We start from the raw sequence: 14,501 nt of genomic DNA, 5'->3' as shown, positions 1-14,501 counted from the left end.
CATTCTGCCCGCCGCGGCCAGCAGGCCTCCAGGTCACCACGGCAGGCGGGCCGGGGCCCGCCGACCGGGGTCACCCCTCCGGGCGGCGGTCAGTGCGACGAGACCCCGGCCGCCCAGGATTCGTGCAGCCGCCGGTAGACCCCGGGCACGGCGACCAGCTCTGTGTGCGTCCCGCGCTGGACGACCCGCCCGGCGTCGACCACGACGACCTCGTCGGCGGCCTCCGCGGTGGAGAGTCGGTGCGCGATGGTGACGGAGGTGCGTCCCCTGGTGAGCTCGAGCAGGGCTGTGGCGATCTTCACTTCGGTCGCCGGGTCGACGGCGGAGGTCGCCTCGTCGAGGACGAGCAGGTCGGGGTCGGCGAGCTGGGCACGGGCAAGCGCCACGAGCTGGCGTTCGCCGGCGGAGAGCAGCTCGCCGCGTTCCCCCACCGGGGTGGCGATGCCGGCGGGCAGGCCGGCGAGCCAGTCGCCCAGGCCGAGCTGCGCGAAGGCGTTCACGATCTCGGCGTCGGAGGCGTCCGGCCGCCCGTACCGGACGTTGCCGGCGACGGTGAGGTCGAACAGGAACCCGTCCTGCGGCACCATGACCACCCGGCCCCGTAGCGAGTCGAACCGCACCTGGTTCAGCGGGACGCCGCCGATCAGCACGGTGCCGTCGGTGGGGTCCATGAGCCGGGTGAGCAGCTTCGCCATCGTCGTCTTGCCGGAGCCGGTCTCCCCGACGACGGCCACCCGCCGGTGCGGCGCGAGGTCGAGCGTCACGTCGTGGAGCACCGGCGGGCCGCCCGGGTAGGCGAATCCGACATGGTCGAACCGCACGCCGAGCGGCCCGTCGGGCAGCGCCACGCCATCGGTGTCCTCGGCCGGATCGCGGACGTCCGACGGGGTGTCGAGGACGTCGAGGACCCGCCGCAGCCCGGCGAAGGCGTTCGCGCCGTCGTTCAGTACCTCGGTCAGTGACTGGATGGGCATCACGAACAGCGTGAGGAGGAACAGGAAGGCCACCAGCTGCCCGGTGGTCAGCGATCCGTCGACGCCGATCGCGACCCCGACGATCACCACCCCCGCGGTGGTGAGCGCGGCGACCGTCTCGACTCCGGCGAACACCCCCGCCACCAGGGTCTGGGCGTGGGTCTGTGCGGCGCGGTAGTCCTCCACCGTGCCGTCGATGCGCCGGGAGGTGCGGTCCTGCGCGCCGTAGGCCCGCACGACCTGGGCGCCGACCACCGACTCCGAGATCGCGCCGAGCATGTCCCCGACCCGCTCCCGCACCTTCCCGTACCGCACCGCCAGCCGCTTCTGGAAACGCCGGGTGGCGATGACCAGCGGGACGAAGAACGCGTACACCAGCAGGGCCAGCTGCCAGGAGTAGACGAACATGAGGATCGTGGCGATCAGCATCTGCCCGGTGGCGACGATCAGCATGACGCCGCCGAACTGGAGGAACTGCGACATCGTGTCGATGTCACTGGTGACCCGGGAGGTCAGCGAGCCGCGCCGCTGCGCGGACTGGCTCAGCATCGACAGGTCGTGGACGTGACGGAAGGCCCGGACGCGCAGGGTGGCCAGCGCGCTCTCGGAGACGCGGTAGAGCCGCACGTTCATCCGGAACGCCGCGAGCGCGGTGATCAGGATGGCGACCGCGGCGAGGGCCACCGAGACTCCGACGAGGCCGAGGTCCGCTCCGCCCTCCCAGACACCGCGGTCGAGCGTCTGCTGGACCACGACGGGGATCACCACCTTGCCCACGGTGGCGGTCACGGCGAGGGCCAGGGTTCCGGCGATGCCGGCGGTCAGCTCCGGCACGAGCCGGCGCAGCCGGCCCCCGGTCGCCCACAGGCCGTCGGAGCTCATCGTGCGCCCTCCTGGTCCGGAACCGTCAGCACTCCGACCGAGGCCGCGTCGACAGGCGCGGCGGTACCCGATGCGGCGGTGTTCAGCCCGGAAGAGCCCGGCGCCGGCACCTGGTGAGGCCCGGGCTCCCCCCGCGTTCCCGGGGTCGGCCCGTCGCCGGTCCCGGCGTCCGTGTCCTCGTCGTAGGCCGTCAGCAGCTCCGCGTAGCCGGGCGAGCTGGCCAGAAGCTCCCGGTGGGTGCCCTGCGCGGTGACACGGCCGTCCTCCAGGTGTACGACCTCGTCGGCGAGCTCGACGGTGGACCGCCGGTGCGCGACGATCACCACCGTCGACGCCCCCGCCCGCTCCCGCAGCCCGGCGAGGATGGACGACTCGATCCGCGGGTCGACGCTGGACGTCGCGTCGTCGAGGATCAGCAGCCGCGGGTCGCGCACAAGCGCGCGGGCGAGGCCGATCCGCTGGCGCTGACCGCCGGAGAGCGTGGTCCCCCGCTCCCCCACCCTGGTGTCGAGGCCGGCTGGCAGGGCGCGGACGAAGCGCTCCGCCTGGGCCCGGCGCAGGGCCTCCCACACGGTCTCGTCGTCGACGTCCAGGCCGAGGGCGACGTTCACCCGCACGGTGTCGTCGAACAGGAACGTCTGCTGGGGGACGAGCGCGACCGCGCGGGTCACCTCGCCCATCGCCAGGTCACGCAGGTCCACGCCGTCGATCCGGACGGTGCCCGAGTTGGGGTCGACCAGGCGGGCGAGGAGGTTCACCAGGGTCGACTTGCCGGCACCGGTGCGCCCCGTCAGCGCGACCACCCGGCCGGGGGCCACGTCGAAGGTCACCCCGTGCAGCGCGGCCCACACCGCCCCGGAGCCCGCCGCGCCGCCGCCACCCGAAGCGTCGTCGACGGCGGCAGCGGGGGCACCGTTGGCGGCGTCGGAGGAGGCGCCGGCGGAGACCGGCGAGACCGCCCCGGTGGACGGCGACCTGGCGGCGGGGATGTTCGCGGAGGTGTCCGTGACGTCGTCGTGGTCGCCGGCGGTCTGCACCGGGTAGCCGTATCCGACGCCGGTGACGCGCAGCGCCGCCGGGCCGGAGCCGGCGAGGGCGGCGGAGCCGAAGCCGAGGCCGCCGCGGGCCGTGAGCACCGCGTCCACCCGCTCGTGCCCGACGACGGACCTGGGCAGCTCACCGAAGACCCATCCGATCGCTCTGATCGGGAAGGCCAGCAGGGTGAACAGGTAGGCGACCCGAACCAGCTCACCGACGGTGAGCGAGCCGCCGTCGATGCGGACCGCTCCGACGACGATCACGGCCAGCACGCCGAGGTTGGGCAGCGCCTCCATGACCGGGTCGAACATGCCCCGGACCTGGCCCGCGCGGACCATCGCGTCGCGCAGCTCGCCGGCCTTGACAGCGAAGCGGGCCGTCTCGTCGGCCTCCCGACCCAGGGTCTTCACGACGAGCGCGCCGTCGAAGGACTCGTGGGCGACCCCGCTGACCTCGGCTCGCAGGCGCTGGGCGCGGCCGTAGAGCGGCGACACCCACCGGCCGTAGACCACGTTGACGACACCGAACGCGGGGAACACGACACAGCCCACCAGGGCCAGCAGCGGGTCGGTCGCGATCAGCAGGGCCAGCGCCGCGGCGAGCATGACCAGCACGCCGGCGGCGAACGGCAGCGGCGCGATCGGCGCCCACGTGGCCTCTACGTCCGCGTTCGCGTTGGACAGCAGCGAACCGGTCGAGTGCCGCTGGTGCCAGGCGAGCGGCAGCCGCAGGTACTGGCGGGTGACCCGACGCCGGTAGGTGGCCTGCAGCCGGTACTGCATCATTCCGGAGACCAGGCGGCGGAAGAACATCCCTGCCGCCCGGGCGAACCCGATGCCGACCATGATCAGCGCCGCGCCGATGACGGCGCTCCAGTCGGCGGCGCCGTCGTCGATGCTCGGGGCGAGGACGCGCTCGGTGATCTCGCCAAGGGCGAGCGAGCTCGCGACCGTCGCCAGCGCGTAGAGGGAGCTGCCGGCCAGCGCGACCAGGAAGACCCTCGGCTCCTCCCGGACGGCGATCGCGAGCACACCCAGCCCACGCCCGATCACCGTGGGTGAGCCGGCCGCGGCGGGCCGGGCCGCCCCGGCATCGCCGGCCGCTGCCACCCTGCGGGTCGCCTCGCCGGACGCGGGGTCACCGGGCACTGGACTCCTCCGTTTCGCGGTTACGGGCCGCCACGGAACCACGGCACGCGGCATCACCGGACGCCGCGCGCCGCCCCCCGGACGACGTCGCCATAGGTCGCCAACGCGCAACCCGGCGGTAACAGTCCCGGCAAAACCCCTGCTCAGCGAATCGGCGCAGGGACGATCACCATCCGGACGGCCGTGGGGCGCCCGCCATCCTGGTCCGCGGGAAGCCCGGCGACCCAGCAATGACCCAACCGACCGCTGATGGACAACCGGCGTTAGGCCGGCGTTCGAAGGGAGACGTTCGGAAGAAAACCGTCAGCGCACCGCGATGGCGGCGTCGCGCAGCACCTTCTTCACCTCGGAGATCCGCATCCGCCCGAAGTGGAAGACGCTGGCGGCCAGCACGGCGTCGGCGCCGGCGCCGACCGCGGGGGCGAAGTGGTCGAGGCTGCCGGCGCCACCGCTGGCGATCACCGGTACGTTCACCGCCGCGCGGACCGACGTGATCATTTCCAGGTCGTAGCCGTCCTGGGTGCCGTCGGCGTCCATCGAGTTCAGCAGGATCTCGCCGGCGCCCAGCTCGACGGCCCGCGCGGCCCAGGCGACCGCGTCGATGCCGGTGCCCTGGCGCCCGCCGTGGGTGGTCACCTCGAAGGCGGGGCCGCCCGGCTCGCGGGAGCGGCGGGCGTCCACCGAGAGCACGATGCACTGGCTGCCGAACCGCAGCGCGCACTCGCGGACCAGCTCCGGGCGGGCGACGGCCGCGGTGTTGATCCCCACCTTGTCCGCGCCGGCGCGCAGCAGCCGGTCGACGTCGTCGACCGAGCGCACCCCGCCGCCGACGGTGAGCGGGATGAAGACCTGCTCCGCCGTGCGCCGGACGATGTCGTACGTGGTCTCCCGGTTCCCGCTGGACGCGGTGATGTCGAGGAAGGTCAGCTCGTCCGCGCCCTCGGCGTCGTAGAGCCGGGCCATCTCGACCGGGTCGCCCGCGTCCCGCAGGTCGGTGAAGTTCACACCCTTGACGACCCGCCCGCCGTCGACGTCGAGGCAGGGGATCACCCGGACGGCGACGGTCACGGTGCGCCCGCCGCGGGCACCTCCGCCGCGACCGCGAGCGCCTCGGGCAGGGTGAACGCGCCGGCGTAGAGCGCCTTGCCGACGATGGCGCCCTCGACACCGGGCACCGTCGCGATCACGCGCAGGTCCTCCAGGGAGGAGACGCCGCCGCTGGCGACCACCGGCCGGGTCGTCGCGGCCGTCACGGCCCGCAGCAGCTCGACGTTCGGGCCGGTGAGGGTCCCGTCCCGGCGGACGTCGGTGAGCACGTAGCGGGCGCAGCCGTCGGCGTCCAGCCGTGCGAGCACCTCGTAGAGCTCACCGCCCTCGCGCGTCCAGCCCCGCGCGGCGAGGGTGGTGCCGCGGACGTCCAGGCCCACGGCGATCCGGTCGCCGACCCGGTCGATCGCCTTGCGCACCCACTCCGGGTTCTCGAGCGCCGCCGTGCCGATGTTGACCCGGGCCGCTCCGGTGGCCAGCGCGGCGTCGAGGGAGTCGTCGTCGCGGATACCGCCGGAGAGCTCGACGGCCACGTCGACGGAGCGGACGACCTCGGCGATCAGGTCACGGTTGGACCCGCGGCCGAAGGCCGCGTCGAGGTCGACCAGATGGATCCACTCGGCGCCGTCGCGCTGCCAGGCCAGCGCCGCCTCGCGCGGGTCGCCGTAGGAGGTCTCGGTTCCGGCCTCGCCCTGGACCAGGCGGACGGCAAGGCCGTCGGCCACATCCACCGCGGGTAGCAGCGTCAACGTCACATCCCCACCCTACGGGTCACCCCGGCCATCGCGGATGCGCACCACAGGGACCACACGAGTTGACGGAACCGGGGATCCTCCGATCACGGATCGTTCTAGCGTGGTCGGCGATGACCTTCGACGCGGCGGACCAGGCGTCGATGCCGGGAGCAGCCGATCGGGCCGTGGCCGGCGCGCGGATGTGGGCCGCGATCGCGTCCGCCGCCGCGCGCCGGTACGTCACCGACCGAGCGACGGTCGCGGCCTCGGTCATCTCCAACATCGTGCTGACCGTCCTGCGCGGCCACCTGGCACTGGCCGTGTGGGAACAGCGGCCCGGGCTCGCCGGCTACGACGCCACCGCGGCGGTCACCTTCACCGTGGTCGGGCAGGCCCTCGTCAGCACCTTCGCCGTCTTCGGCGGCATGGTCGACCTGGCCTGGCGGGTGCGCGACGGCGGCGTCGAGACCGACGTCGTCCGGCCCGTCGGGTTCCAGCGGTGGTGGCTCGGCCTGGAGGTCGGGCGGGCCGGGGTGTACCTGACCACCCGCGCGATACCCGCGGGTGTGGTCGGAGCGTTCCTGTTCGACCTGCGGCTCCCCCGGTCGTCGGGCACCGGCGCGCTGTTCGCCGCGAGTCTCGTGCTGGCCCTCCTGGTCAGCTTCGGCCTGCGCTACCTGGTCGCGCTCAGCGCGTTCTGGCTGACCGACGACCGGGGGGTGCAGGCCGTCGCCGCGCTCGTGATGATGTTCTTCTCCGGCGCCGTGCTGCCCCTCGGCCTGTTCCCCGGCGTGCTCGGGACAATCGCCGGGTTCCTGCCGTTCGGGGCCGTCGTCCAGGCGCCGATGGACCTCTACCTCGGGTCACCGGCCGGCGGCACGGCATACCTCGGGAGCGCGGCCGCCAGCCCGGAACGGATCCTCGCCTACCAGGCGGTCTGGGCGCTGCTGCTGTGCCTGGCCGGCCGCGTCCTGACGACCGCCGCACTGCGCCGCCTCGTCGTACAGGGAGGCTGACCGGTGACCACGGACGAGGCCGCCGCAGGCGCAGGCATCAGCACTGCCGGCACCACGGCGACCGGCACCCACGTGAGTGGCACCCACCCGAGCGGCACCCAGGCGACGGTTGCCGACAGCGGCGTGGGCGGGCGGCTCGGGCTGGTGCGGGCGGAGGCGGGCCACTACCTGCTGTTGGTCGGCGCCGCCTTCCGCTCGACGGCCCAGTACCGGCTCTCACTCGTCCTGTACACCCTCGTCGAGATGGCGGCGACGGTGCTGGACCTCGCCGCGATCGGCATCGTGTTCGCCCACCTGCCCGACCTCGACGGCTTCTCGCTCGCCGAGGTCGCCTTCCTCTACGGGACGTCGGCCCTCGCCTTCGCCGCCGCCGAGGCCGCGGTCGGCCCGCTGGACCGCCTCGGCTGGCCGATCAAGGACGGCAAGCTGGACCCGATGCTCACCCGCCCCGTCAGCGTGCTCGTGCAGGCCGCGACCGCGGACTTCTCCCCGCAGCGGCTAGGACGGGTGGTGCAGCCCGCCGCCGTCCTCGTGATCAGCCTCACCGCCCTGGACGTCCCCTGGACCCCCGCCCGGATCGCCGTCCTCCCACTAATGATCACCACTGGGATCGTGATCAGTGTGAGCCTCTCGGTGGGCACCGCGGCGGTGCTGTTCGTCGCTCCGGACGCGTCCGTCGCCGTGGGCGCCGTCCGGCAGGGCGCGGCGCTCGCGACGCAGTACCCGCTGACGGTCTACGGCCGCCGGACGGCTCTGCTGATGACCGTGGTGCTGCCGATCGCCTTCGTGAACTGGCAGCCGGCCCTGTTCGTGCTCGATCGGCCCGACCCGTTCGGCCTGCCGGGGCTCACCCGGTTCCTGTCCCCCGCCGTTGCCCTGGTCACCGCCATGCTCGCCGGGACGGCCTGGCGCCTCGGCCTCCGCCACTACCGCAGCACCGGGAGCTGAGTGTCATGACCGGCGTCATCGACGTCGAGGGGGTCAGCAAGACGTTCGTCCTGCGGCGGCGAGCCGGCTGGATGCGCCGGGAACGGGTGGACGTCCACGCCGTCGCGGACCTGTCGTTCACGGTCCGGGCCGGGGAGATCGTCGGGTACCTCGGCCCGAACGGCGCGGGCAAGAGCACCACCATCAAGATGCTGGTCGGCATCCTGACGCCGTCCGGTGGGCGGCTGCGGGTGGCCGGGCTGGACCCGTCCCGGCAGCGCCTGCGGCTCAGCCGGCGCATCGGGGTGGTCTTCGGCCAGCGCTCGCAGCTGTGGTGGGACCTGCCACTACGCGACAGCTTCGAACTGATCCGCCGCATCTACCGGATCCCGGCGCCGCGATACCGGAACAATCTCGAGCATTTCGTCGAGATGCTGGCGCTGGCGCCGATCCTCGACACCCCGGTGCGGCAGCTCTCGCTCGGCCAGCGGATGCGCGGCAACATCACGGCCGCCTTCCTGCCCGACCCGGAGATCGTCTACCTGGACGAGCCGACGATCGGCCTGGACGTCGTCTCGAAGACGGCGGTCCGCGCGTTCCTCGCACGCACCAACCGCGAGGCGGGGACGACGATCGTGCTCACCACCCACGACATGACCGACGTCGAGCAGCTGTGCCGGCGGGTGATGGTCATCGACCACGGCCGGCTGGCCTTCGACGGCGAGCTCGAGACGCTGCGCGAGCGCCTCGGCGGCACGCGGACGCTGCGGGTCGACCTCGCCGAGCCGCTGCCGGCGATGACCGTCGAGGGAGCGCGCGTCGTGCGGGTGCACGGCGCCCGGCAGTGGCTCGAGCTCCCGGCGGGTGGCAGCGCGGCACCGCTGGTCAGCGAGATCGCGGCCCGCTACCCGCTGGTCGACCTCTCGGTCGGCGAGCCGGCGATCGAGGACGTCATCGCCCGCCTCTACACCACCGACCGACTCGCCCCCGACGCCCCCTGATCAACAGGGCCGGAGCCGACGCCTGCGCCTGCGCCTGTGGCGGCGGCGGCTGCTGCGGCTCGGCGGCGGCTGGCCGCTGCGGGTGATCAGCTCAGGGTGCGCAGCCAGTTCCGCAGGACGTGGGCACCGGCGTCGCCGGACTTCTCCGGATGGAACTGGGTGGCCGCGAGCGGTCCGCGCTCGACGGCGGCGGCGAACGCCTCGCCGTGCTCGGCGACGGTGTCACCCTCCCGCGCCGCCGCCGCGTAAGAGTGCACGAAGTAGAAACGCGTCTCCGCGTCGACGCCCTCGAACAGGACCGACTCCGGTGGGGGCGTGACGACGTTCCAGCCCATGTGCGGCAGGACCGGCGCCGTCAGCCGGCGCACGCTCCCCTCTAGCACGCCGAGGCCCTCCGTCCGCACACCATGCTCGTCGCCGAGCTGGTAGAGGATCTGCATGCCCACGCAGATCCCGAGGACCGGTCGGCCGGCAGCCAGCCGCTCACGCACGACCTCGCCGCCGCCGACCGCATCCACACCCGCCATGCACGCCGCGAAGGCGCCGACCCCGGGGACGACGAGCCCGTCGGCGGCCCGGGCGGCGTCGAGATCCGCCGTCACCGTCACCTCGGCACCGACCCGGGCGAGCGCCCGCTCGGCCGAGCGCAGGTTCCCCGAGCCGTAGTCGAGGACGACGACGTCCGGCCGCGGGCCGCTCAAAGCACGCCCTTGGTGGACGGCACGCCGGCGACCCGCGCGTCGAGCGCCACAGCGTCGCGCATGGCCCGGGCCACCGACTTGAACTGCGCCTCGACGACGTGGTGGGCGTTGCGCCCGGACAGCACCCGCACGTGCAGCGCGATCCGCGCCGAGGCGGTGATCGACTCGAAGATGTGCCGGGTGAGCGTGGTGTCGTAGGTGCCGATCAGGCCGACCAGCTCCGGCTCGACGTGCACACAGTAGGGCCGGCCGGAGAGGTCGACGGCCGACTGCACCAGCGCCTCGTCGAGCGGCACGGTCGCGTCGCCGAAACGGCGGATGCCCGCCTTGTCGCCGAGCGCCTCGCGCAGCGCGGTGCCGAACGCGATAGCCGTGTCCTCGACGGTGTGGTGCGCGTCGATGTGCAGGTCGCCCTCGGTGCGCACGGTGAGGTCGAAGCCCCCGTGCTTGCCGAGCTGCTCCATCATGTGGTCGAAGAACGGGACGCCGGTCTCCGCCGACGCCAGGCCCGTCCCGTCGAGGTCGAGCTCGATCAGGACGTGCGACTCCTTGGTCTTGCGCTCGACGCGAGCGGTGCGTGCCATCGTTTCCCTCGGGTTCTCCACTGGTGCGGCGCTGGACCGGCCGGCCGGCTGTTTGGTCGGTCCGGGCGGTCGTACCGGTCCGGATGTTCGGGTCGGTCCGGATGTTCGGGTCGGGTCGGTCAGGCCCGGTCGGTCAGGAGCTGATCTCCGCGGTGGCGCGCAGGAGGGCCGGGCGGGCGGTCAGCACCCGGCGCAGCGCGTCGAGGAAGGACTCCGTCTCGTTCGGCAGGCCGGCCGTCACCCGCAGCCAGCCGTCGAGGCCGACGTCGCGGACGAGCACGCCGGCGTCGAGCAGGCCCTGCCACACGGCGCGCTGGTCGGTGAAGTGGCCGAACAGCACGAAGTTGGCGTCGCTCGGAGCGGTCACGCAGCCGAACTCCGGCAGGGACCGGACGAGCAGGTCACGCTGCGCCTTCACCGCGTCCACCGTGCCGAGCAGCTCGTCGGCGTGGGCGAGCGCGGTGCGCGCGACCGCCTGGGTGAACGACGACAGGTGGTAGGGCAGGCGGACGAGCTGCAGCGCGTCGACAACCGCCGGATGCGCCGCGAGGTAGCCGACCCTGGCGCCGGCCAGCGCGAACGCCTTGCTCATCGTCCGGGTGACGACCAGCCGGGGGTGGTCGGGCAGCAGGGTGAGCGCGCTGGGGACGCCGGCCCGGCGGAACTCGCCGTAGGCCTCGTCGACCACGACGACACCCGAGCTGACCTCGGCCATGGCGTCGCAGGCGGCCGCGATGACCTCCGCGCCGAGTGCGGTGGCGGTGGGGTTGTTCGGCGAGCACAGGAACAGCAGCGCCGGGCGGTACCGGCGGATCGCGGCGGTGACCCGGTCGGCGTCGAGGGTGAAGTCCGCCGCGCGGGACTCGGCGACCCAGCCGGTGGCGGTCGCCAGCGCGATCAGCCGGTGCATCGAGTAGGACGGCTCGAAGCCCACCGCCACCCGCCCCGGACCGCCGAACGCCTGGCAGAGCTGCTGGAGGATCTCGTTCGACCCGTTGGCCGCCCACACCTGGGCCGCGTGCACGCCGAAACCGGCGTCCGGGGTCAGGTAGTACGCCAGGTCGGCGCGCAGAGCCTCGGCCTCCCGGTCGGGATAGCGGTTGGCCTCGGTCGCGGCGAGGGTCGCGGCCTTGCCGAGCGCATCCACGAGCCCGGCGGACGGCGGGTGCGGGTTCTCGTTGGTGTTCAGCCGCACCGGGACGTCGATCTGGGGCGCGCCGTAGGGCGACATCCCCCGCAGGTCGTCACGCAGGGGCAGGTCGTCCAGGGTGACGGGCCGCCACGGGGCACGGTCGGCCGGGGTGGCCGCAGCGGAGCGCAGCCGCCCGCGGCCACCGACGGGCGCGCCCTGGCCGGCCGGCGCCCCCGGAAGCACCCCGCTGGGACCTGCGCCGTCACCCAGGCCGGCGCCGTCGCCCGGGCCGGGGCTGTCGCCCGGGCCGGGGCTGTCGCCCGAGGGGGCGGCGTCGCCCGCTCCGCTGATGTTCCCGGTCATCGGGCCCGTACCTCCACCGCGTCGACGTGGGCGATCAGGTCCTCGGCTCCGCCGAGCGCGGCGATGCGGGGCGCGACGTCGGCGAGCGCCTCGGGGCCGCACTCGACGACATGGACCTGGCGCTGGAAGGCGGACACGGCGAGGCCACTGGAGTGCCGCGCGGTGCCGCCGGTGGGCAGGACGTGGTTCGAGCCGGCGAGGTAGTCCCCGAGCGGGACGGGCGCGTAGGCACCGACGAAGATCGCGCCCGCGTTGCGCACCCGGGCGGCGACCCCCGCCGCGTCCGCGGTGTGGATCTCCAGGTGCTCGGCGGCCCAGGCGTCGACGACCGCGAGACCCGCGTCGACGTCGGCGACGATCGCCACGGCGCCCTGGCCGGCCAGGGCCTCGGCGACCCGCTCCCGGTGCCGGGTGGCGGGGACCTGCTTGTCGAGCTCGACGTCGACGGCGTCGGCCAGCTCGGGCGACGTCGTGACCAGCAGGCAGGCGGCCATCGGGTCGTGCTCGGCCTGCGCGATCAGGTCGGCGGCGACGAAGTCGGGGCGGGCCGAGCCGTCGGCGAGGATGGCGACCTCGGTCGGGCCCGCCTCGGCGTCGACGCCGACCAGCCCGCGCAGCAGCCGCTTCGCCGCGGTGACGTAGACGTTGCCGGGGCCGGTGACGACATCGACGGCCGGGCAGCTCTCGGTGCCGTGCGCGAACATCGCGACGGCCTGGGCGCCGCCGGCCGCGTAGACCTCGTCGACCCCGAGCAGGGCGCAGGCGGCCAGCACGACCGGATGCGGCAGGCCGCCGTTGTCGACCTGGGGCGGCGAGGCCACCGCCAGCGAGGCGACGCCAGCCTCCTGCGCGGGGACGACGTTCATGACCACGCTGCTGGGGTAGGCGACCCGCCCGCCCGGCACGTAGAGGCCGACCCGGCCGACCGGGATCCAGCGCTCGGTGACCTTCGTGCCGGGGGCCACCTCGACGACCACCGGCTCCCGGAGCTGGGCCCGGTGCACCAGCCGCGCACGGCGGATCGCCTCGGTCAGCGCGTCACGGACCGCCGGGTCGAGGGCCGCGAGCGCGCTCGCGAGCGCGTCGGCCGGTACCCGCAGCTCGGCCGGGCGGACCCGGTCGAAGCGCTCCGCGGCGTCGAGGACGGCCGCGTCACCACGGTCGCGCACGTCGTCGCAGACGGGGCGGACCGCGTCCATCGCGACGTCGACGTCCACGGCCGCCCGTGGGAAGAGCCGACGGACGTCCGACGTGGTGGGCTGCGCGGAGCGCAGATCGAGCCTTCTGAGCACGCCCACGAGCGTATCGGCCCGACCGCCGGTCCGAGCAGTGGAACTCTTTGGGAATACCACACCGTGATACGACGCAGGGCGCGGTGGCACCGGGACCCGGCCCGAGCGGGGTAACCTGCGGCGGTGAGCTCCAGTTCGGACGCCGCCCCCGATTCGGGCACCGCCCCCGCTCCGGGTACCGCCCCCGATCCGGGCGCCTCCCCCAACGGCGCAGGCAGGTACGACGGCAAGTCGGGCTTCCTGGCACGGCCGCTGTATGCCTACCTGATGGCGCACGGCTCCCCGCCCGACGCGGTCCTGAGTGACCTCGCGGCCGAGACCGCGGCGCTCGGGAGCGTCGCCCGGATGCAGATTCCCGCCGAGCAGGGCTCGCTGCTGACGATCCTGACCGCGGCCCTCGCGCCGTCCCGGGCGATCGAGATCGGCACGTTCACCGGCTACTCCGCGCTGAGCATCGCCCGCGGCCTGCCCGCGGGCGGCCGACTGCTGTGCCTCGACGTCAGCGAGCAGTGGACGTCCGTCGCCCGCCGGTACTGGGAGCGCGCGGGGGTGAGCGACCGCATCGAGCTGCGGCTGGGGCCCGCCGCCGACTCGCTGGCCGCGCTGCCGGCGGAGCCGGTTTTCGAGCTGGCCTTCATCGACGCCGACAAGACCTCCTACCCCGCCTACTACGAGCTGCTGCTGCCCCGGATGAAGCCCAACGGCCTGATCATCGTCGACAACGTCCTGCAGTCCGGCCGGGTCCTCGACGCGGACGTGACGGAGCCGAGCGCCGTCGCCGTGCGCGCGTTCAACCGGATGGTGGCCGACGACCCCCGCGTCCAGGTGGTCATGCTCCCCGTCGCGGACGGCCTGACCATCGCCCGCAAGCTGCCGTAGCCCTCTACCGTTCCGGAGGGCCGATCCGGACGTCGACCCCGGGCGAGTAGTGCGCCAGTGGCTCGCCGGGCAGCGGCAGCAGGCCGGTGGCGCGGACGAGACCGTCGTCGATCTCCTCCGGGTGGGCCCGCCACAGCGGCCAGGGCTCGTGGTGGGCCCGCACCGCGCGGTGACTCGATCCGGTCGAGCTGAACACGATCCAGCGCGCCGTGAGGAAGTGGTCGAGCGGGCCGAGCTCGCCGGGCTGGTAGCGCGGGCCGATCCGGATGCGCACCCGGCTCGAGGTACCCCGCGGGCCGGGCCAGCGACGCCGGCACTCGTACCGGATCTCGCCCGGCCCCCCGGACGGCCCCCCGGTCTCGGTGAGCGTCATCGAGGCCCAGAGGTACGGCAGGCGGAAGCCGGTGCGCGCCACCAGCACCGCGCCGAGCCGGGCGGCCTCCAGAGAGAAGAACCAGATCCCGCGCCGGCCCCGCCGGTCCACGACGTAGGTCCGGACATTCGTCTCGCAGAAGTGGGACGCCCAGGGCACGGCGCGCCCGCCGGGCGTCGCGACGCGCATGTGGAAGGGCACCAGGCTCACCCAGGCCCGGTCGTCGTAGGTGTCGACGGCGAGTTCGGGGGGCAGCAGCCGGCCGACGACCTCGGGATCGACGGGCCAGTGCACGAACGTGAGCCGCTCCCAGCGCTGCGTCATCGTGGGCCGCTCGACGGTGAACGGGCAGCTGGGCTCGACGACAGGCCGATCCGACCAGTCGCACCCATCCGGCAGGCCGGGACGAT

At 74.0% G+C, this 14,501-nt stretch carries 13 protein-coding genes; 4 read left to right on the top strand and 9 right to left on the bottom strand.

Annotated features, from left to right (window positions below; genetic code table 11):
* Positions 1–89: 89 nt before the first annotated feature.
* The 4 genes from MXD62_RS34590 to priA all read right to left on the bottom strand — a co-directional run bounded on the left by MXD62_RS34590 (position 90) and on the right by priA (position 5,844).
* Entirely contained in the window at positions 90–1,856 is a 1,767-nt protein-coding gene (locus MXD62_RS34590) for an ABC transporter ATP-binding protein (RefSeq protein ID WP_248833551.1), read from the bottom strand.
* Positions 1,853–4,042 (bottom strand): ABC transporter ATP-binding protein, encoded by a 2,190-nt coding sequence (locus MXD62_RS34585; RefSeq protein ID WP_248833550.1) that lies wholly within the window; start codon positions 4,040–4,042, stop codon positions 1,853–1,855. The genes MXD62_RS34590 and MXD62_RS34585 overlap by 4 nt, the downstream gene beginning before the upstream one ends.
* 303 nt (positions 4,043–4,345) lie before the next feature.
* Positions 4,346–5,110: an imidazole glycerol phosphate synthase subunit HisF gene (gene hisF / locus MXD62_RS34580; protein WP_071065627.1), complete on the bottom strand. Its 765-nt coding sequence runs from the start codon at positions 5,108–5,110 to the stop codon at positions 4,346–4,348.
* Entirely contained in the window at positions 5,107–5,844 is a 738-nt protein-coding gene (priA, locus tag MXD62_RS34575; RefSeq protein ID WP_248833549.1) for a bifunctional 1-(5-phosphoribosyl)-5-((5-phosphoribosylamino)methylideneamino)imidazole-4-carboxamide isomerase/phosphoribosylanthranilate isomerase PriA, read from the bottom strand. Before priA ends, hisF begins: the two co-directional genes overlap by 4 nt.
* 110 nt (positions 5,845–5,954) lie before the next feature.
* Here priA and MXD62_RS34570 point away from each other — a divergent pair, with 110 nt between their 5' ends.
* From MXD62_RS34570 to MXD62_RS34560, 3 genes are read left to right on the top strand one after another with little or no spacing between them, the layout of a single operon-like run.
* Positions 5,955–6,839 carry an ABC-2 family transporter protein gene (locus MXD62_RS34570; RefSeq protein WP_248833548.1) on the top strand — a complete coding sequence of 295 codons (885 nt, stop codon included), beginning with the start codon at positions 5,955–5,957 and terminating at the stop codon, positions 6,837–6,839.
* 3 nt (positions 6,840–6,842) lie between these two features.
* Positions 6,843–7,787, top strand: coding sequence for an ABC transporter permease (locus MXD62_RS34565; RefSeq protein WP_248833547.1), 945 nt, complete (start codon positions 6,843–6,845; stop codon positions 7,785–7,787).
* A 5-nt stretch (positions 7,788–7,792) separates the two neighbouring features.
* The gene (locus MXD62_RS34560) at positions 7,793–8,767 is read left to right on the top strand and encodes an ATP-binding cassette domain-containing protein (protein WP_112105755.1); all 975 of its coding nucleotides are present in this window, start codon (positions 7,793–7,795) and stop codon (positions 8,765–8,767) included.
* 86 nt (positions 8,768–8,853) lie between these two features.
* On the opposite strand, the gene hisH is transcribed toward MXD62_RS34560, so the two are convergent.
* From hisH to hisD, 4 genes are all read right to left on the bottom strand, one after another.
* Entirely contained in the window at positions 8,854–9,468 is a 615-nt protein-coding gene (gene hisH / locus MXD62_RS34555) for an imidazole glycerol phosphate synthase subunit HisH (RefSeq protein WP_248833546.1), read from the bottom strand.
* Positions 9,465–10,052: an imidazoleglycerol-phosphate dehydratase HisB gene (gene hisB / locus MXD62_RS34550; protein ID WP_020459523.1), complete on the bottom strand. Its 588-nt coding sequence runs from the start codon at positions 10,050–10,052 to the stop codon at positions 9,465–9,467. Before hisB ends, hisH begins: the two co-directional genes overlap by 4 nt.
* Positions 10,053–10,185: 133 nt before the next feature.
* Positions 10,186–11,547 carry a histidinol-phosphate transaminase gene (locus tag MXD62_RS34545; protein ID WP_248833545.1) on the bottom strand — a complete coding sequence of 454 codons (1,362 nt, stop codon included), beginning with the start codon at positions 11,545–11,547 and terminating at the stop codon, positions 10,186–10,188.
* Positions 11,544–12,839 carry a histidinol dehydrogenase gene (gene hisD / locus MXD62_RS34540; RefSeq protein WP_248833544.1) on the bottom strand — a complete coding sequence of 432 codons (1,296 nt, stop codon included), beginning with the start codon at positions 12,837–12,839 and terminating at the stop codon, positions 11,544–11,546. Before hisD ends, MXD62_RS34545 begins: the two co-directional genes overlap by 4 nt.
* A 123-nt stretch (positions 12,840–12,962) precedes the next feature.
* On the opposite strand from hisD, the gene MXD62_RS34535 reads away from it, so the two are divergent.
* Positions 12,963–13,718 carry an O-methyltransferase gene (locus tag MXD62_RS34535; RefSeq protein ID WP_248833543.1) on the top strand — a complete coding sequence of 252 codons (756 nt, stop codon included), beginning with the start codon at positions 12,963–12,965 and terminating at the stop codon, positions 13,716–13,718.
* A 4-nt stretch (positions 13,719–13,722) separates the two neighbouring features.
* Here the strand turns inward: MXD62_RS34535 and MXD62_RS34530 are convergent, their stop codons facing one another.
* Positions 13,723–14,415: a DUF2071 domain-containing protein gene (locus MXD62_RS34530; protein ID WP_248833542.1), complete on the bottom strand. Its 693-nt coding sequence runs from the start codon at positions 14,413–14,415 to the stop codon at positions 13,723–13,725.
* Positions 14,416–14,501 lie beyond the last annotated feature (86 nt).

It is taken from the genome of Frankia sp. Mgl5, from assembly GCF_023242985.1.
GTDB classification, from domain to species: Bacteria; Actinomycetota; Actinomycetes; order Frankiales; family Frankiaceae; genus Parafrankia; species Parafrankia soli.
Note: the sequence above shows the minus strand (reverse complement) of the source record. Positions and strands in the feature narration are given on the sequence as shown.

What these genes read in the sequence shown, in the direction of transcription:
- MXD62_RS34590 (WP_248833551.1), bottom strand. Translation starts at nt 1,856, where the DNA reads ATGAGCTCCGACGGCCTGTGGGCGACCGGGGGCCGGCTGCGCCGGCTC.
- MXD62_RS34570 (WP_248833548.1), top strand. Translation starts at nt 5,955, where the DNA reads ATGACCTTCGACGCGGCGGACCAGGCGTCGATGCCGGGAGCAGCCGAT.
- MXD62_RS34560 (WP_112105755.1), top strand. Translation starts at nt 7,793, where the DNA reads ATGACCGGCGTCATCGACGTCGAGGGGGTCAGCAAGACGTTCGTCCTG.
- hisB (WP_020459523.1), bottom strand. Translation starts at nt 10,052, where the DNA reads ATGGCACGCACCGCTCGCGTCGAGCGCAAGACCAAGGAGTCGCACGTC.
- MXD62_RS34545 (WP_248833545.1), bottom strand. Translation starts at nt 11,547, where the DNA reads ATGACCGGGAACATCAGCGGAGCGGGCGACGCCGCCCCCTCGGGCGAC.
- MXD62_RS34530 (WP_248833542.1), bottom strand. Translation starts at nt 14,415, where the DNA reads ATGACGCAGCGCTGGGAGCGGCTCACGTTCGTGCACTGGCCCGTCGAT.